The sequence below is a fragment of the Borrelia duttonii Ly genome (genome assembly GCF_000019685.1).
Lineage (GTDB): Bacteria > Spirochaetota > Spirochaetia > Borreliales > Borreliaceae > Borrelia > Borrelia duttonii.
In genome coordinates this window covers 15678-35831 of the sequence record NC_011249.1, presented here as the reverse complement: position 1 = coordinate 35831, position 20154 = coordinate 15678, and the positions used below count along the sequence as shown (strand labels likewise).

At 27.6% G+C, this 20154-nt stretch carries 16 protein-coding genes and 3 pseudogenes; 2 read left to right on the top strand and 17 right to left on the bottom strand.

The genetic code is table 11. The annotated features are described in order from the left end of the window. From BDU_RS06210 to BDU_RS06175, 9 genes and pseudogenes are all read right to left on the bottom strand, one after another. Positions 1-536 (bottom strand): hypothetical protein (locus tag BDU_RS06210; protein WP_012539511.1); only part of this gene is annotated, 536 nt, incomplete at its 3' end. A gap of 247 nt (positions 537-783) precedes the next feature. Next, positions 784-1053: a hypothetical protein gene (locus BDU_RS06205; RefSeq protein ID WP_041177899.1), complete on the bottom strand. Its 270-nt coding sequence runs from the start codon at positions 1051-1053 to the stop codon at positions 784-786. A gap of 312 nt (positions 1054-1365) precedes the next feature. After that, a pseudogene (locus tag BDU_RS08655) lies at positions 1366-1537 on the bottom strand (variable large family protein); the annotation flags it as partial. A 200-nt stretch (positions 1538-1737) separates the two neighbouring features. Beyond that, complete coding sequence (locus BDU_RS06200) at positions 1738-2274, bottom strand: Vsp/OspC family lipoprotein (RefSeq protein WP_041177905.1); 537 nt, start codon at positions 2272-2274, stop codon at positions 1738-1740. 210 nt (positions 2275-2484) lie between these two features. Beyond that, a pseudogene (locus tag BDU_RS06195) lies at positions 2485-3369 on the bottom strand (variable large family protein). A 189-nt stretch (positions 3370-3558) separates the two neighbouring features. After that, a pseudogene (locus BDU_RS06190) lies at positions 3559-4432 on the bottom strand (variable large family protein). A gap of 273 nt (positions 4433-4705) precedes the next feature. After that, positions 4706-5851, bottom strand: coding sequence for a variable large family protein (locus BDU_RS06185; protein WP_012539509.1), 1146 nt, complete (start codon positions 5849-5851; stop codon positions 4706-4708). 537 nt (positions 5852-6388) lie between these two features. After that, the gene (locus BDU_RS06180; protein ID WP_012539508.1) at positions 6389-7366 is read right to left on the bottom strand and encodes a variable large family protein; all 978 of its coding nucleotides are present in this window, start codon (positions 7364-7366) and stop codon (positions 6389-6391) included. A 579-nt stretch (positions 7367-7945) separates the two neighbouring features. Next, complete coding sequence (locus BDU_RS06175; RefSeq protein ID WP_012539507.1) at positions 7946-8428, bottom strand: Vsp/OspC family lipoprotein; 483 nt, start codon at positions 8426-8428, stop codon at positions 7946-7948. A 555-nt stretch (positions 8429-8983) separates the two neighbouring features. Between BDU_RS06175 and bdr (BDU_RS06170) the strand changes: the two genes are divergently transcribed. Further along, a complete protein-coding gene (bdr, locus tag BDU_RS06170; RefSeq protein ID WP_012539506.1) occupies positions 8984-9640 on the top strand; it encodes a Bdr family repetitive protein in 657 nt (218 codons plus the stop codon). A gap of 1102 nt (positions 9641-10742) precedes the next feature. Here the strand turns inward: bdr (BDU_RS06170) and BDU_RS08285 are convergent. From BDU_RS08285 to BDU_RS06160, 4 genes are all read right to left on the bottom strand, one after another. Beyond that, complete coding sequence (locus BDU_RS08285; protein WP_158298599.1) at positions 10743-10916, bottom strand: hypothetical protein; 174 nt, start codon at positions 10914-10916, stop codon at positions 10743-10745. Between the two features lie 87 nt (positions 10917-11003). Beyond that, entirely contained in the window at positions 11004-12023 is a 1020-nt protein-coding gene (locus BDU_RS06165; RefSeq protein ID WP_041177898.1) for a BTA121 domain-containing protein surface lipoprotein, read from the bottom strand. A 464-nt stretch (positions 12024-12487) separates the two neighbouring features. Next, positions 12488-12616, bottom strand: coding sequence for a Bdr family repetitive protein (bdr, locus tag BDU_RS08650; RefSeq protein WP_318250824.1), 129 nt, complete (start codon positions 12614-12616; stop codon positions 12488-12490). An 822-nt stretch (positions 12617-13438) separates the two neighbouring features. After that, a complete protein-coding gene (locus BDU_RS06160) occupies positions 13439-14383 on the bottom strand; it encodes a virulence associated lipoprotein (protein ID WP_012539504.1) in 945 nt (314 codons plus the stop codon). A gap of 1100 nt (positions 14384-15483) precedes the next feature. On the opposite strand from BDU_RS06160, the gene BDU_RS06155 reads away from it, so the two are divergent. Continuing rightward, positions 15484-16428, top strand: a complete 945-nt coding sequence (locus BDU_RS06155; protein WP_012539503.1) for an Mlp family lipoprotein — start codon at positions 15484-15486, stop codon at positions 16426-16428. 743 nt (positions 16429-17171) lie between these two features. On the opposite strand, the gene BDU_RS06150 is transcribed toward BDU_RS06155, so the two are convergent. From BDU_RS06150 to BDU_RS06135, 4 genes are read right to left on the bottom strand one after another with little or no spacing between them, the layout of a single operon-like run. Beyond that, positions 17172-17717 (bottom strand): chromosome replication/partitioning protein, encoded by a 546-nt coding sequence (locus BDU_RS06150; RefSeq protein WP_012539502.1) that lies wholly within the window; start codon positions 17715-17717, stop codon positions 17172-17174. Between the two features lie 34 nt (positions 17718-17751). Beyond that, a complete protein-coding gene (locus BDU_RS06145) occupies positions 17752-18513 on the bottom strand; it encodes a ParA family protein (RefSeq protein ID WP_012539501.1) in 762 nt (253 codons plus the stop codon). Continuing rightward, positions 18489-19049, bottom strand: coding sequence for a DUF226 domain-containing protein (locus BDU_RS06140; RefSeq protein WP_012539500.1), 561 nt, complete (start codon positions 19047-19049; stop codon positions 18489-18491). Before BDU_RS06140 ends, BDU_RS06145 begins: the two co-directional genes overlap by 25 nt. Before the next feature lie 9 nt (positions 19050-19058). Further along, entirely contained in the window at positions 19059-20129 is a 1071-nt protein-coding gene (locus BDU_RS06135; protein ID WP_012539499.1) for a plasmid maintenance protein, read from the bottom strand. Positions 20130-20154 lie beyond the last annotated feature (25 nt).

The following is a 20154-nucleotide window of genomic DNA, read 5'->3' as shown; positions in this document are numbered from 1 at the left end:
AGTTGAACCCTTTCATTAGCCTTACCCTCTTGTTGATATTTTTGCGAAATAATCTTTTTTACAAACTCAATATCTCCTGATATTGCTAAAGTTTCATCCATTATATCTGATCTCTTTTCTTTTATTGTTTTAATCCAATAAAGTGCATCATTTACATACTTAACATCATCATCATAATTATTAGGCTGCAATTCAACTTCTAAACCTTTTATATCCGTTTCTTTTACTTCTTTATTATCTTTACTTTCTACTTTTTCTTCAGATTTTGATGTTTCTTTAGATTCTACTATTTCTTCTACTGTTTTTTTATCATCATCTTTTTCTACTACAGATTCTACTACAGGTAATATAACTTCTACTACAGGTAATATAGCTTCTAACACAGGTTCTACTACAGCTTTTAATACAGCTACAGGTTCTACTACTTCAGCATCACGAAATCCTTCTAAAGCTCCTTTGCCCTTATCAAGGAATAAACCACAACTAACAAAACTGAAAAGCAAACTTAAAATTAAAAATTTGTTTTTGAATTTCACTATTACACCTCTTTTGAAAAATTTGTCTTATTTAAACCCCCATTAATTATCACTAAGCTAATAAATATAATTAAAATAGCAACAATTATTAATTACTATTTTAAAGAAATTTATAGATAAAATGAAATTATTTAAGGTTTACATATTAAACAAAATATAATATAAAGCAAAAATCTTTATTTTCAATAATTCAAAATTAATTATTAATAAATTAATAACCAATACAAATAAAATCAATAATCATTTATTAACAACTTTGGCATTTAATTTTCTTTGCAAAGCGAGCACTTAAATTTTCAACCCTCAACTGAATTTTCTCCTCTTTAATTCTACGCTCTTTCTCCTCATATTCAATCCAGTCATCAAAACTTTTATCCGCTCCATATCTTCTTTGGAATTCTTTAAATTCACGATCCATTGCCTCTATATTAGCGTCAACCTGCGCTATAAATGCTTCCATCTCCATTTCTTCATCTCTAAAACCTTTCTTTTTTTTAGGAAATTTAATATCTTTCATAATAAAATAAAACCCGTTTTTTCCTATACTAAATTAACACTGTAAATGAGCACCATTAAATTTCTTCAAAGGATTAAAGTGTTTTGTGTAGATTAACTTCTATAATTTATTATCTATACAATTTTATACAATAAACCGAATATTTTTAATTAGAACATTTTAAAGAAACCACAAATAATAAAATTAATCATATCAAGTCATATATCTCTATTTAACACACTATAAAAGAGAAGATACCAAGATCTTCACTCTTAGTATCTTCTCTTTATAACTTTACCTTTTTTTATTTCATTATTTACTACATAACTTTGACTATCTATTTTGACCTCCAGAACCACTTTGCTCAGATACTACTGAAGTAGCATTAGTATTAATTTTAATTGCTTCCTTTACACTCTTAAGTTCTTCATCAATACTTCTTCTTATTCCTACTGTTTAATGTATCTAACGCCTTTGTTACTGCACTTACAACCCGCTCACTAACTTCTCAACATCAATTCCTGCAGAACTAGCAGAATTCTCAGCAGCTACATTACCAATTGGACTATCATCAGTACCTATAATCAAAAAATAAAAAACTAAGAGCTTATATGCTCCTAGCTCTCTTTTATTGACCTTATTTTTCCCAGTTACTTACCTTTTAATTAAACACTAATCCCATAAATCTAAAATTAACTTTATACCTTAATTAGAAGATTGAACAGGTTCTGATTTAACAGAACTTGTAAGTTCTTTTACTGCTTTATCTACTTCGGCTTTAATTGATATTACTAACTCATCAACTACTTTATTTAATCTAAGAAGTTCAACAACTCCTTTGTCACCATCATTTTTTCCAATTCTATCTATGGCTTTCTTTGCATTCTCATCAGTAGCACCTTCTATACCAAGCTCAGCATTACCCTCTTTTAATTTATCTAAAAACGATTTACTTTCCGTCTTGACAGTAGAAACTTTTTTCTTTAATTCATCAGAAACCCCAACTGTTTGTTCCAATGCTTCCAATTTAGTCTTTATAGAAGATACTACGCTATGTACTCCTGCAAGTAACGAACCATTCTTATCTTGTAAAGAACCAAGAGTATCATCATTCTGAATCTTCTTCCCTATAGCTTTAGCCAGCTCATCAACCGACTTAACTAAAGTTTCCACTTCTTTTACTTTCCCCAAAAACTCCACCGCACTCTTTATCTTCTCTCCTACTACTTTCTCTTTCTTCATTCTTCTAGCCTCCTTGTTTTTTCCTTTTTTTATAGCTACTTTATAGCTCTTATTTAAAAGCAAAAAACAAAGAAATGAGGCTTTATATAACATACACAATACCGCAAATAAAAAAGAGAGCTCTATTGCTCTCATTAACTAAGTTTTTATTGAAAAAATTTAACTATATTCTCAATTTTATCCTAATGATCTTATTCTTATCTTATTCTTTTATTCATTAATTTTAGCAACAGACCCTTCTCCTTGTTTAATCTCTCCTAATACCTTATTTATCTCTTTTAATCCTAAATCCACTCTATTCCTGATTGCTATAACCAATGTACTCAATACTTTATTTACTGCACTTGCTACTGCTCCATTTACTGCATTTGCATCTTTTGCATCATTATTAACTGCAAATTTACCTCCTTTTCCCATACCTCTCAATGCTATACCTCCCGCTATTACTGCATCTTTCTTTGCTGATTCCTCTTTAATTTCTTTCTTTGCATTAACAGCAACAGCAATCTCCGCTGCATCTGTTGCTTTCTCAATTCCATTAGCACTATCAGCTTGAGGATCTTCTTTTGCCTTCGCTATCGCCTTCAATATATCAGCTCCACTTACTGCTCCTATACTTGCCGCTGCCTTTGCAATATTTTCCTCTTTAGAATCAGCCTTATCATTATCACTAGCAAATAGCTTACCAACATCCTTTTTATCATCCCCTGTCTTGTTAGCATCCGCACTACCTTCATTATCTCTCAACACTACTCCAACTATTGCCTTTATCCCTTTTACCAATGATACAACTGCATCTTTGCTAACAGGAGTAGCTCCATGTCCAGCTGCAGTAGCATTCCCTATTGCCTCATCACCACTAGCTCCACTAACCGCTGTTTTCGCTCCTGCCTCTATCTTACCTATCTCCCCAATAAATTCACCTACCTATTGCACTTTTCTTTGTGTCCGCTTTATCCCCAATGTCCCTGTAATCATATCGCCAAAACTCACAAAAACATCTAAAAACCCTTTCCCTAAATTTACCATCTCACTCAAAAACACTTTCTCTGGATCTCTACCACCACTATTACATCCCACCAACATCACCACCATTATTTTTTTTATCCAACTTAATTTTTAAGGATTAAAAAAATATGATCTATATAACACATATAATACTGCAAATAAAAAAAGAGAGCTTTATTGGCTCCCTTTACAATATTTCTATCCAATTATTTTCAACTACACTCAATATATACTAATTTATCTTAATATATTTACAGACCTTTTATTACTAATTAATTATTTATTAGATTCTGATGAGCTATTTACAGAAACAGTTGGATTGGCAGAAGCATTAATTTTCATTGTTTCTTTTACTTCCTTTAATCCCAAATCAATTGTCTTTCTTATTCCTACTGTTAATGTATCTAATGCCTTAGTTACCGCACTCAATGCTACTCCTGTAACTACAGTAACAACGTCCAGCAGTAGCAGCAGCACTAGTATTAGCAAATTTACCACCCTTTGCCATTGCTCTCAACGCTATAGCTCCAGCATTATCAGAAGCGAACAATTTACCTGCTTCACCATCAGCAGCAGTTCTTTCAGTCTTACCATCTTCAGCTTTATTAGCATCCCCAGCATCAGCCTTCCCTACACCTTTAAGTACTACTTCCACTATCCCCTTAATCCCCTTTACTAGATTATCAATCTCACTGCCAGATACACCTGCAGCAACGCCTGCTCCACCAGCAGCAACATTTCCAATTAGGGCATTAGCATCACCCAATTGCCTCACCTGCTGTCTTTGCTCCTTCTATTATCTTATCTAGTTTACCCTCAACCAATGTTTTCACCGCAGTCTCAGTAGCATCAGCATTAGGATTCTTTTCTTTCTTCATATCATTAACAATTTTATTAAGTCCATCCTTTATCCCTTGCACAGTATCCTGAACCGTCTTAAAATATGTCCCTACATCTGACTTCTTCGAATCGGCCTTTAATCCCAATACATTCCCTACCATATCCCCAAAAGAAGTGAAAACATTTAAAATTCATTACTTATATTAACTAATGACTGCAAATATTTATTCTTCCCTTCCTCTCCTTCCTTCACTCCCCCACTATTACATCCCATCACCATCATCATCAATATTATTCCCTTCTTTCTCATTCTATTCCCTATATTATTCTCTCTCCCTATTACTCTCTTCCCTTTTATTTCTCCTTCTTTTACTTCTCTATTCATTTTCTTAGCCCTCCTTATTTATATTCATTATTAGCTTTTTCATAGCTTATTTATTAAGGACTAGAAGCAAAAAATATGATTTATATAGAAATAATTTATATAACATACACAATACTGCAAATAAAAAAAGAGAGCTTGATTGCTCTCTTCACTAATACTTTTACATAATCATTTTCAACTATATAAATAATATAAATATTACTGCTTCCCTGATGCTTTCGGCTCTCTTGCCTTATCCACTTCTTCCTTTACTTTCTCCAAAACATTCTTTACTGTCTTTTTCACTATTCCTTCTACTGCTACTAATAACTTATTTACTGCTGTTATTCCTACGCCTTGTACTGCTTTATCATCATTATTATCTTTTGCAGCTAACTTACCCCCTTTAACCAATGCTCTCAATGCTATACCTCCTGCTACTGCTCCTGCTTTCACTGCTTCTTTTGCTAATTTAGAAGCATCATCTGATCCTACTGCAAATTCTAATGGGGTTGTATTTGCAGTTGCATCATTTGATATTTTAACAGCCTTATCTTCTGTTGAATTAATTATTGATCCTAACATCTCCTCTCCTCTCACTGAGGATACTATCAATGCTGCTTTATCTCCCACTGCCGCTCCTGCATCAGCACCCGCTGCTAATACCTTGGCTCCATCTTTTGCATCAGCTCCTATTGATGCTTGAGCCAATGTAACATCACTTGCACTTGGTTCTTCAACCTTCTGTCCCTTTGCTACTTCCACTATCCCTTTCAATGCTTTATATGCCTTTTTTAATTCTTCTGTACTTGCTGCTACTCCCTGTTGGTTATTTACTACCTCAACTACTTTGTTACCATCACCTATATCTTTTAAAGATTCTAAATGGGTCTTCAATGAACTCAAAATTCCCTTAGCTGCATCAACTGCAATTCTAATTGCATTCTTTCCATCCTTTGATTCTTCACCTTTATCAACACCTGATGTTACTTTGCTTGCTACTTTTTCTAGTTCCTCTGATGCTTCTCCAATTTTACCACCCAAACTATTAAAATAACTTGCTACATCACTTCTCTTTGTATCTTTAGTCACTTTCAAGCCTAATGTATCTGACATTAACTCTATAAACGAATAAAATGCATTCTCTGCACTTCTCCCTACTTCCAGCAATACCTCACTCAAACTTCCTCCTCTCCCATCTCCTCCTCCTGTCCCTTCTCCTTTCACTCCTCCACTATTACATCCCATCATCATCATCACCAGCATTATCATTATTACTCTTATTTTCACCCTTCCCTTCCTACTCTCCTCTTTCTTTCCCAATTCTTCCTTCCATTTTACTCCTTTTATTCCCTCTCTCTTCATTTACTTCGCCTCCTTTTGTTTATTATTATTTTTTTTCTAGCTTATCTTTAAAAGCTAGTAAGATACAAAAACAAAATGGATACAGCTATGAATGAATGGATAAATTACAACTCAACAACTCATAAAAATATCCATACAAACATTGAAAATTAATTTTATTACCATCTATTATCAATCTAAAAATACAAAATCTTTAATATTAACTTTTTTAATACTTAAAAAGTATAGTTTTTAGTGTATTATTATGTTATATTGCAGCTAAAGCCATATATGATTATCATTCAATATTTTTAAATTAATGACTTATTCCACAACAAAGATTAAAACTTATTCTTTGTAATATATTATCTCTTTTGTATGTGTACAATTTTATTCAACAAACTGAATATTTTTAATTAGAACATTTTAAAGAAAATATAAATAATAAAATTAATCATACAAAGCAATACCTTACTATTTGACAAAACTATAAAATAAAAGATACAAAGAGCTTCGCTCTCAGTATCTTCACTTTATGACTTTATTTTTCCTATTTTATTATTTACTTATCTTTTCAGATGATACAGGAGTATCATTATTAACTTGCATTACTTTTTTTACTTCCTTAAGTCCCAAATCTATTGTTTTTCTTAGTGCTACTGTTAATGTATCTAATGCTTTAGTAACTGCACTTACTGCTGTTCCTTTAACTGCATTCACAACATCAACAGTAGCAGCAGCATTAGTATTAGCAAACTTACCTCCTTTTGCCATTGCTCTTAATGCTACAGCTCCTGCTATAGTCGCATCTTTAGCATTAGCTACAGCAACATTACCATTTTTAACGATGGCTCGCAATATATCAGCACCACTTACCGATCCAACAGCTTTAGCTGCATCTGCTGCTGACTTCTTTGCATTTTCCGCAGTACCTGCATTAGCAGCATCAAACAATTTTCCTGCTTCACCATCCCCATTAGTTCTTGCAGCAAGATTTTCAGCCTTTTTATCATCTCCAGCTTCAGCATTTCCTTCTTCACCAAGTACCACGTCTACAACTGACTTAACTCCATTAACTAATTTATTAATATCAATTCCAACAACACCTGCATTATCATCATTACCACCAGCAGCAACATTCCCAATGAAATCACTAGAATCACCAATTGCCTCACTTACTGTCTTTGCCCCTTCTATTATCTTATCTAGTTTACTCTCAACCAATGTTTTCACTACAGTAGCTGTAGCCTCAGCATTCGGATTCTTTTCTTCCTTCATTTCAGCAACAATTTTCTCAAGTTTATCTTTTGTCCCTTGCACAGTCTCCTGTACTGCCTTAAAATATTTTCCTACATCTGACTTTTTTGAATTAACATTCAACCCCAATACACTCCCTACCATTTCCCCAAATGAAGTGAAAACATTCAAAAATCCATTACTTACATTAACTAATGACTGCAAATATTTATTCTTTCCTTCCTCTCCTCCTGCTACTCCCCCACTATTACATCCCATCACCACCACTACCATCATCATTATTATTCTTATTATTTCTTCTTCCCCTCCTATTTTATTTTTTATTTATTTAGCTTATCTTTTAAGTTTATTAAGACACAAAAAACAAAATCAAAAAATAACGAATAAACGAATAAATAATAATTTATAAAAATTATCTATATAAAAACTGAACATTAATTTTATTATCATCTATTACAAATCTGAAAATATAAAATATTTATCATTGATTTTTTTATAATTTATAATATTTAATTGCTTTGTATAAATAATGGTATTTTCACACATTGTAATTAAAAATACATATGATTGTAATTCAATTTTTTCAAATGGCTAATATATTCCACAATAAAGATTAAGACCTGTTTTTTACTGTATGAAATTTGTTTGTAAATTTTATACAATAAACTGCATATTTTTCACTAAAACATTTAAATAAAACCAAAAATAATAAAAATTAATCATATAAAGCAATATATCTCTAATTTAACACACTATAAAATAAAAGACACCAAGAGATTACTCCCAGTATCTTTATCTCTATTAACTTTATTTATTTTCTTCAAGCTATTATTCTTGAATATCTTGGTATTTACATATTCAGTTATTTGACACAGCAGACTTAACCGTAAGTTCTCCTATTGATGCTTCTATTGCATCTATAGCAAGCTTTAACAATGCATCGATCGCCGTATTAAGCTTAATCAATTCAGCAACTCCTTTATCACCATCCTTTTTACCAATTCTATCTATAGCTTTCTTTGTATCATCATCAGAAGCATCTTTTTTACCAAGTTCAACATTACCACTTTTCAACTTATCAAAGAATGTCTTACCTTCTGTTTCAACAGCAACAATCTCTCTTTTCAATTTATCAGAAATGTTATCTGTTGTTTCTAATCCTTTTAACTTAGTGTTTACAGCTAATATTACACTATACACTCCTGCAATTAATGATCCATTTTGACCAACTTCAGCAGCAAGACTACCATTAGCATCAATCTTTTTGCCTATAGCTTTAGCCAACTCGTCAACCAACTTAACTAAAGTATGCACTTCTTTTACTTTCCCCAAAAACTCCACCGCATCTCTTATCTTTTTACTTACTACCTTTACTCTATTCCTTCTCCTCTCCTATTCATCTCTTTCCCTTTTATTCCCTTCCCCTCTCTATTATTAACTTCATTCTTATTTCCTAATTTCTCTTTCATCCTTTTCTTCACATCCTTGTTTTTATTATTTATTTTTTTCTAGCTTATCTTTAAAGAAAGCACACAAAAAACAAACTGGATACAGCTATGAATGAATGTATAAATGGAAATTCATAAAAATATCTACATAAATAATGACTGATTTATTATCATCCTATTATCAATCTGAAAATATAAAATCTTTATCATTGACATATATATATGTGTGTCACTAAGATAGCTTGTGGTATAATTTCATATTATAATTAGCATTATATATGATTATTATTCAATCATTTCAAATGATTAATATATTTTTTTGTATGTACAATTTCATAAAATAAACTGAATATTTTTCATTAGATTATTTTTAAAAACGTACAAATAACAAAATTTAATCTCTTTATTCTTTTAAATTTATTGTATAATTACATCAAGGAGATTTTCTATGGCTCAGCCACAACCAATCATCACACAACAAATGGTATTAACAGAACTTATTAAAGTAGGAATTAATAGAGACATTGCTGCTGATCTATCTTACCGATATTATAAAAATGAACTTACTTATAAAGATCTTGAATACCTAGAAAATAATTTCAATAGTAAAATTGATAAAATAGAAGATAAGCTAAAATCTGAAATTACCTCCACTAAAGTAGAACTTAATAATAAAATTGATACCAAGTTTAATGAACTTGACAATAAAATTGATAAAATTGAAGATAGACTAAAATCTGAAATTACCTCCACTAAAGTAGAACTTAATAATAAAATTGATGCTAAATTTAATGAACTTGACAATAAAATTGACAAAACCGAAGATAGAATAAAATCTGAAATTATCTCCACTAAGATAGAACTTAATAATAAAATTGATACTAAATTTAGTGAACTTGACAATAAAATTGACAAAATTGAAGATAGAATAAAATCTGAAATTATCTCCACTAAAGTAGAACTTAATAATAAAATTGATGCTAAATTTAATGAACTTAAAAACACAGGAAAACTGCATAACTGGATGTTTGGAACTATTATTACTCTTAATATAGGAATTTTTCTAGCCTTATTTTCAATAATATATTCCATACTAAACAAATAATATATTCAATAAAACACACTTATACCATATAAGTATATCAAGTTAGCTCTATAAAAATATTATGGTAATGAACTATAGGCTTTTAATATTTACTTATCTGATTATTTAATAAATTTATAATTAATCTTTTACTTGATCTTATCTAAGATAACTTTAATTTTATTAGCATGATTTATAACAGGATCATATAAAGACAAAAGGTTATCATAGCAATAATTTTTTCAAAAAATTTTTGCATAATTCAGCACTAACATTGACAAGATGCTGCTTAACATCACTCCCAATAATATCTGAATTTGGTCCTATTAATTCCTTTATTAACTCTGTTTTTGATGATCCAATCTTTTCAATAAAAAGAATATTTCAAACAAAAAGATTTTATTATATCAATAATATTGATATTTATATTTATTTTAATAAGTCTATTACTGATATCTTGCAGCCCAAAAAAGTATGACCATATTTCCAGTATTGTAACACAAAGAAAAGTAGATAAGCTTTTAAAAGCCCCCCGGTTGTTTCTGTAACTGGAAAAGCTCAAGATGGTATTGTCATTAGTGGTAACCCCCCAATAAAGGTTCCTAAAGCAACAAATATCACTTTAATAATAGCAAAGTCTCCCAAAGCAAAAAGATGCTTGAATTTGCAAGGACCAATAAAGCAGAAAAAGAAGATATAAAGCATACCAATGAAATTACAACTGCAAGAGATAAAAGGAAGACTATGTCAAATATATAATGTATATAATATTACATAAGATCTTTAATCAATGATCAATAAAAACAATAATTATAAAAAATATAAATATACAAAAAACATCAATGTCAGGTTCAATATTGTAGATATTTGAAAAATCAAGTTTGAATTTATTGTTCACAATATTTGGTTAATAATGTCTGATTTACTGTTACTTTTCTTGAATGTATGACACTATTTAACAACAAACATCCTTCCCATCCTTCTTTACAAAGAACAAAAGAAGTGTTTCTTTTAAATAAATTTATCTTACTGATTTTCATAGATAATTATTTATTGTTGTCAACTAGTTTCTGTTTCTGATGCCTCATTTTCTTGTTTAATTATATAGCTAGATCTCATTTATCTACTTTACTATTTTAGCTAAAAAACCCAAAACAAACACATCCTCAACCTTATTAACCTTACTATCTTTTTTAGCATCAGCATTAGCTGACACAATAGCTTTCAACATATCAGCATCATTTACCGATACTATTAATGCACTTGATGATACTAATATATTTATCTTCAGTATCATCAAATTATACATCTAAATATATAAAACAAAGTCATATTATTGACGACTTTGCATTTTTTAATTTTTTAATTTTTTAATAAAAACAAATTATGAAGAAATAATCAATTTAAAAGATTCTTTATGCACCTTAAGATCTTTTAAGTCAAAAAATCTAAGCAATGATTCATCAGAAGTATAATAAGTCACACTAGAAGGATCCATATATGCATGCCTTATCACAGATTCATATTCTTTTTTAACTACATTAAATTGATTTTCCATCTTTTGTTTTTTATCAAGATCTTTTTCAGCATCAATAAACACCTTAACTTCATCTATTATTTTCAAAAGTTCTAAAATATTTGTAACAAGATTTGGAATAAGCCCCTCTCTGAAAGAACGAACTTTCATAATTGTAAAGATAAACCGAGTAAAATACCTATTTTTATCTATCTGAGAAAGTTCTTTAGAGAACTGACCACCATCAACAATTTCTTTGATATGTCTAATAACCTGTCTAGTATCTTGCCCAGAAACAAAATCTAATGCTTTTATACGTCGATTTTTAAACACCTCAAACTTATCTTTTTGAGCCTGATTATGAATCTCTATAAACTGACATCTATAAACTATAGGTTTATTATACGCATCCCTTAACATTGTTATATAATCATCTTCAAGCTTTACACATTCTAAATGTAACTCCTGTCTCTTTTTATAATTTTTGACAATCTTAATAAATTCCTTAATTTCTGCGATTTCAGTAACAACACACAAAATGCTTTCAGCAAGAGATTTTATCACCTGATCTTCAAGACCATTTATAAATTTATAAAATCCACTGTCAGTATACTGATCTCCTTCTGCAAAATCAACTACTACTTTTTGGAAATATAAAATTGCTTTTATCTGATCATCTGACAACTTAAATTTGCTAGTTAACAAATTTTTAAGTATTTCATTATTATCAGATAATTTCTCCTCAAAATCCTCACTTTTTTTTAAATGAATACGCAAATTTATATCTTCTAAGTCTTCATTAACATCGATATCCAATAATCCTTTTAAATTACAACTACTAAACAATATCATTAATACTGTTAATACATTGATCATAATATTTTTCAAAATTAATACCTCCTTTTTCCTTGTACATTGAAACTGATTACCCAATTTTATTACTTAATAACCACACACTACCCCCTTTTTCTCATTACCTTTATCAAATAAATCCCATACTTTATAACACATATAAAGAAAAATTTAGTTTTATTACCAATCTTACTTTCAAGATAAAAATTATATTTATAAATTAAGATGGTTTATCTCATCTAGATAATCTCCAATTCTTATAACATGTTTTTTAACTCAACAAATTTTTATATTTATAACTAATTATTACATTAAAAGTAAAACTAATTAAAAAAATCAATAAGTAACTTTTAATTAATAAATTATTATCTTATACAATAAACCAAAACCATCAATGACTTATAATTATTAATATTAATATAATATAATAATATTAATTAATAATCAATACTATTTATAATATGATATATATTTAAAATCATTATAAAATGAATTCATTGTTACTTAGAATTATTTTCTAAGTATTCAAGATCTTTATAAGTAAGTTCATTTTTATAATATAAGGAAGGTAAATCAACCACAATATTTCTATTAATTCTTGCTTTAATAAGTAGTTTTATTAATCCCATTTGCTAAGTAATGATTGGTTGTACTTGAACCCATAGAAACTCTCTTTAATTATAATTAAATAAATAGACATTAAAAATAATGTCATATACAATTTTATTGTTATTGATATAAAAATATATGTATATTCTTTTTTTATAAAAAGTAATCATATAAATGATCTTAGTGAGAATACACATATGGTAAAAATTAAAATTACATATAACACTATGCTCTTAAAGATGAGGTACTGTTAAAGCAAAGCAAATCGTGTTTTTCTTATAATAAAATTATTGACATAGTGAAACAAGTAAGAAGAATGATTATAGATAAAAAAAGAAAATGTATTCATTTACATAGCCTCAAATTCTATAATTACTAACGCCGAAATCCATTGTATAAAGCATGTTTTTCAAAATACTACCATCTCCTAATACATATTTGTCATAAACACAATACAAATCTACCCTAATAACCTAAATATGATAATCCAGAGAATAAGGAAATCGCATTTCTTAACAAACCTGTACAACTACTTGGCTTTATAATCACCACAATCATCTTCCGATATTTTTATAGAATACTGAGCACAAGATATCAAATACTACACATCAACATAATAGAATATTTGTGTTTAAAATATTCTCATTACTGTAAAAAACTTCCTCTAATCATTATCAAATTTCAACCAATTATTAAAAAATTAGTAATTAATGTACATTAACTATTAATTAGTATAATGCGCATTACATATTCGTCATATCCATCATATGTCAAGTTACATTTTATAAATATTGCAACGATTATCCATAATGCCTTAAATATATACTATAATTAACATGTTACTAAATCTTATCCAAAACAACTTTAATTTCATCAGCTAAAGTTATAACAGAATCACTTTTAGAGTAAAAGTCTTTGAACCTTGTTTCAAAATATGATGCTAATTCATCAACGGTAGCATCAACACTTTTTAGAGTATGCTTTGTTTCTGAATTAATTACTTCATTCCTATTGTAATCATATACAAATTTTTGTATTATTTCGGTTTTTAATTCTGTTTTCGCTAATTCAAGTTCTTGCAATTTAGTCTTCAAAAATCTTATATCTTTTAGCAATAGCGTATCAAGTTTCTCTTTTTTATATTGTAAAGCGTTATATACATTTATATAATAAGCCCTAGCATAGTTTCTTGCCTTTTCGGTTACCCTGTTTTTTAGTTTATTTATTTCCGAATCCAAATCTACAAAAGGCAAAGGAACACTATAAGAAGATCTCACCCTAAAAGCTAAAATCTCATAAATATATATAAAAGGTTTCATAATATCATCATTATATTCAAGGGCAAGGTAAAATTCTTTCCTTAGTGCAAGGTCTTTATATGGAACGTTCTCTACACCATTGTTATATCTAAGCCTTAAAAACAAACCATTGGGGGCTCCCATATAATATAGCTTGCCTATAGAATCGTCTATGATATTACGCCACCTTAAAGGTCCAATAAAACTACGATAATTCTCATTCCAAATGATGGTACCATCATGAAATTTTAATATTTTTGTTACTTCAATAGGAATTTTACTTTTAATCTCTGCAATTTCTTTTTGCACTTTTTGTTCTAGAGTTTCCTCATCATCAACAATGTCATTATTTAGTGGACTATCACTCTCTCGTGATTTAGCACCATCAACTACACGATCAGTGCAAACACCATTTGGATTTTTAATAATACTACCAATAGGATCATATTTTTTTGGACCACAAGCTACTAGTAATAAATTCATTAACATATAAAATGTAATAAAATAATTTTGTTTTAAAATATTTCCCCCCTTATTGTAAAAAAACTCCTCCCTCTATCTTGTTAGATTTTTAACAAAGTTAAAAATTGGCAATTTATTTCAACTCTTAAATATTAGTCAACATTACACATATTTATCATATTCATATATCACGCCAAATTTCATAAACATTGTAATAATTATCTATGACGTCTTTAACGCATAAACAAGTAAGCAAGAAAATTTTTTGGATTTATACCAATTTATACTGAATATATATCAAAAAACATTTTTAGAAATTTATTTATAATATAAATCAAAAAACGTAATTTTCAAAAAGTCAACAATAACAAATACAAATCTATATTAATTAAATTAATAATATAAATTATTAATAATCAAATTAATAACTCAAAATCATCACATATTCTTGAAAGTTGTAAATTATTACTTTTACATAATGACCATTATTTACTAAAAGCTCATTCAACTTCTTTTGATATTTTTATAGTCTCAACAAATCTACATTTGATATGTCTGAAATTTATTTTGAATTTTAAAGTCAAAAATCTACTTTACAAAATTCTTTTTAATATGTTATTACATTAAATATATACTAAAATTTCATTTATATTATTAACAATAATAACTAATAATTACATAGCAAATGATTTTAAGTAAACCTGTCAAATCCGGAATTAATAGAGACATTATATTAAAGCATAGTCTAAAAGCTAATGTCATACCTACTTGTGAACTTTACAAAAGTAAAACCATGGTTCTCCCTAAGATCTTGTCTAAAACATTTTTGTGAAGAATAATACTTATAATATTTATACTTTGTATATTTAATACTTTCCTATTTTTTTAATTTGACATACATTGACTATTTGCAACATTCATTTTTTTTTAATACGTTAACATTAATTCACACCGACATTAGCTAAAAAAACAACATAACCACCATAAATTATTTTTACTTTAGTCATTATTTAACATGAATTAAATAACACGAACAATCCAATTTACAAAATAACATATCCAACTATATATCTATATATAGACACAAATACAAAATGAATATATAATAAAAAAATAGGAGAATATTTATGAGCAAGTTTATAAATTACTTAATACTTTATAGCACGGTATTTTTATACTGTTGTAACAAAGATTACATTCCACAAAAAGAAAATTTTTCAAATCCGACTACAACTACTCATAAAAATTTACCAATAAGTACAGACAAATCAACGCCTATTATTCTCACTAAAGAAGAACAAGATCGATTTAAGGTTCTAATTGATGGTCTTAATAAGATATCAGAATTATATAAAGATAGAATAGATAATAACAAATATAAAAATTTTTTTAATTGGATTTCAAAAGACACAAAAAGACAAAAAGAATTAGCTAATGCATTCGCACATGTATATCAATTTTTAAGAAAAAAATCGATAAAATCAGAAATTTTAGATTTTCCTCAGGCTATAGTTAATGTTATTAACAATGCATATGAAAATGAATTCATTGAAAATTCACATGAAAATGAATTCTATGATGCTAGAACTTCTCAAGATATCGAACAATTTTTTAGAGGAGTTTTAGAGGAAATGATGCAAAACAATAATAATACAAATGAAAAACTATTTAATTTTCTTAAAAAAGAACTGGGTGATTTAACAAATCATGTAGCTGGACTTATGGGAGAAGAAGTATATGAAGGTAGATTAGATCAAAATCAACAAAAAACATTAAAAATCTTTTCTACAATCTTAACTGAGGAGATATATAGAGATAATCACATTAGAGGGGCAAAAATGAGAGGAAAATTTCTTCAATTAAGCGACATAAGTATACAAACAACATTGAATCATATAGACAAAGAATTGTCAAAATGTAGTGGAAATTATCGAGGTAGGCAATCTCTTAAAGCTTCTATGAAAGAATATTTCGACAAAATAAATACAATAGATGATGAACCACAATTAAATGATGAAATAATAAGTGACTTTACAAAAGTGGTAATCAGTGATTGTGGAACTGGAGGATAAGTATTAATTCATAATTTTATTATCCAAATGTCAAGAATAATAATTTACATAAAAAGAGCAAAAATATAGATGAAATTTTTTCAATTTTTGCTCTTTTATCTCTCTTCTAATCTCTTATAAATTATCTCAGTATAATATCTCATTTACAAATATTTCCAACATCTATGCAATTAATATCTTTTAAAACCACTACTTATTCTACAATAGAACTAGGAAGTAATTATATCTTAACATAATTGTTATCTATATACTTGCTAAGACTTAATGTTATATAAAAAAATAAATAGTTTATATATTGCTCAGAAAACCAAATTACAAAAACTTAGACCCTAATTAGATATTCTTATTTAAGAATATCTAATCAAGACCTAAAGCCTTTGTGAATTGAACACAATATTAGGAGTCCTAAATGATAGCACTACTAATAACACACATTATACAATAAATTCAAAGTAAAAATCAACTGTTAATTTAAAAAATAAAAACTCATCTATTTGGCTTACAAAAAATTGAATTATTAAAAAACCTAAATAAGAAATATTAGAATCTGTTATCTTAACAAATTTATACTTTCATCAAAATTAAATATAATTGGTACAATAGGTATTATAAAACAAAACAAAATTTAAGACTTTTAGAATGAATTCTTTGTACGTTAAAAAATTTACTTCAATCTTTGTGCGATACATATTACATATTTCATATACTAAATTGCTAATCAATATCTACTTTACTAATTAATTTTAAATTTTTAAATTTTCAAATTCATGTAAAAATTCTTCAAGTAAATCTTTCTTACTTAAAAAAAGTTTATCCATTACAAAACTAGCAAATTTCACATTTTTCTTATAAAAATCATAACTCTCTTTATTTTTAAGTTGAAATCTCAAAGGCTTTATTAAATTTTGTCTTGATTTCTTTATAGTCTTACTTTCCCTATTTTTAATAAAAAATAAAGTTTGATTAAATCCATTTTTTAAAACAAAATCATCATTGATCAAACCTTCTTCCATTGCTGTTGCTATTTTTAGATAATTATAAACCTGAGTCTTTGCCAAATTAAGATTTAATATAAAATTAATAAATGTCTTGTATCCATCTAATTTATAATATCCTTTATCTTTAATTTCCTTTAATATTTTCATTGTCTCTATTTTATTGTAAATTTCATCTTTAAAATTAATAATTAACTTTTCTTTTAATTTGCTATAATGAACCAACACCTTTTCATGTTCAGTTACATTAGAATCATCCAAAGTTCTCTTATTAAGTTTTATCTGCATATACATCCCCCCCTCTTTTTACTTTATTATTTAAAGTTCACTAGTGAACATTTCGTTTTTGCTGAATATATTTAAAAAAAATACACAATGCTTCTTCATACTCGTGTATATAATCTTTATTCAAATCAAAAGCACTATCTTCTGCTATCCTTTTATTTAGATCCTCTCTTTCAGATATAGTCCCCAAAAAATTACTTTTTGATTGTAACATTTCAAGAAGATATTTATGTGTGTTATTTTTTTTAAATCTTGTTACTAATATGAAAATAAAAATAGATATATCTAATTTATCCACAAAAAATTTAAATAAATCTAAACTTTCAACTGCCCATTTTTCTGCTGTCATTGGAACTATAACATAATTACTCACTACCAAAGCATTTATTAAAGTAAAATCTAAACTAGGATTAGTATCTATCACTATATAATCATAATCAGCTTCCAACTGCTTTAATTGTTTTTTCAGTTTCAATTCTTTGAAAGGAATTGGTTCGATGTTAAATTGATGCAAGGTTAAATAACTAGGTATCAAGTCTAAATTATTATCAATACTAATTATAGCCTTATTAATGCTCAAATTTGCCTTTAAAACTTCATATGTATTTTGGTTTATAAGATCTATATTGGCTTTTTCAATTTTAGTAGAATAATAACTAGTAGTAGACGCTTGACTATCCATATCTATCAGCAAAACTTTATATTTTTTGGATAAAAGAGTTGCAAGAATTATGGAGCTTGTACTCTTGCCAACCCCTCCTTTAATGCTTGCAATAGTGATTATTTCATCTTTTTTTCTATCCATCTTGTTATAATACCCCCACTCGGTAATTTTTTATTGTAAAATTCATATACTTGTTTTTCTAAACTTATTATTAATTCAAGCAAAAATTTACCATACTGCGTCTCTAATTTTTCTTTTTTAAGTAATTTAGCAATTCCTTTAATGTAACAAAAAACACTTCCCTTATGAAATCTAAATTCTATATAACATACTTTTGAAAAGGTATATGCCTTCATAATACCATTTTCTTCATACCTTGTTATAATATTTTGTATCGGTTTTCTATATCCATAAAATATTCCTAAAAATTTGTCATCTTCTCTTAAAGAAAACAAATTAAACTCATTAATTTTTTCTCTATCAAACAACCCTCTAAACGAAATGAAAAATTTATGTTTTTGGTTCTTATTAACACCAAATACATATAAATCATTCATTATCTTAGTATGATATATTTTTCTATCTTGTATATTCTCTACTCTTATAAATATACGCTTTTTTTCTATTTGCTTAATATCTGCTTTTTTAGCTTTAAGACGTTCTAATGCACTATTCATAACGAATCCTCAATCAACAATCTTTTTATACTTTCCTACCCCTAAATAATCTTTTTCTTTTATTATTGTTAAAAGTTCATAGTAATAATGATTATTAAATACCTTGCTATACTTTAAATCATTCTGTTTATTTAAATAATTTTTTAACATTGATGCTAAAACTTTAACCTCTATTTTATCCCTTAACTGATCTAGCAGTATACTAAATATATTATCTTTAATCTGCTGGAGGTCTTCTTTTTTTTCTTTTTTCTTACATTCAACCGTTCTCTTAATCCTTTTTACCATCTGTCCTAAATCCCTATATTTACTACTCTCTATAATAAAGTGCGGCTTATCTTTGTATTTTTCATATGCTTTTTGCATTTCTATCTCCAGTTGTTTTTTGTCATATCCTTCCTTTGCTAAGTCTTCCTTTTTTGCTGCTAGTGTTTCTTCTAATTCCCTTTGTTTTTCTACTAATTTCCTGCTCTTATTTTGTTCCTTTTTTCTTTTATTTTCTTCTTTCTTTAGCTCTATCAATTTTTTTATTTTAATTTCTTTTGTTGTTTCTAAGTTTAAAATCGAGAGATATTTATCGTCTTTGAATTTGCACTTTTTTGCATATTTTTCTAACTGTTTTTGTTCTCTTTCTTTTTTTTCTTCTTCTTTATTATTATAATTATATATAGATTCCCATTTTTCTACATTCCCATTATTATTACATGACTTTGTATGATATGAGTTAGCACGTTTTTGAAATCTTTCTTCTTTTTTTTCTTTAAAATATTTATTGATTTTGTAATGACATACTTTTTTATGATGTTTAAGTTTGTAATGGATTTCTGTTCCACGATTTTCTCCTAAATGTTTGTAGTAGTTACTAGTTACTTGAAATTCTTTTTCTAGTTTGTACAAATAACTTTGTAGTGTTTTGAGTGTAACTTTCTTTTGTTGGTTATTTTCTAAGTTGTTATTAAAGTAATAGAGTATATCGCTTTGATTATATTTTTTAAGTTTGACATTTACATAATTTAATGTTGATATTAAAACAATTAATTTATGTTGGTGTTTATTTGTAGTTTTTTTCATGTTCTTCATTTAAATCCCCTTATTTATTGTGCAT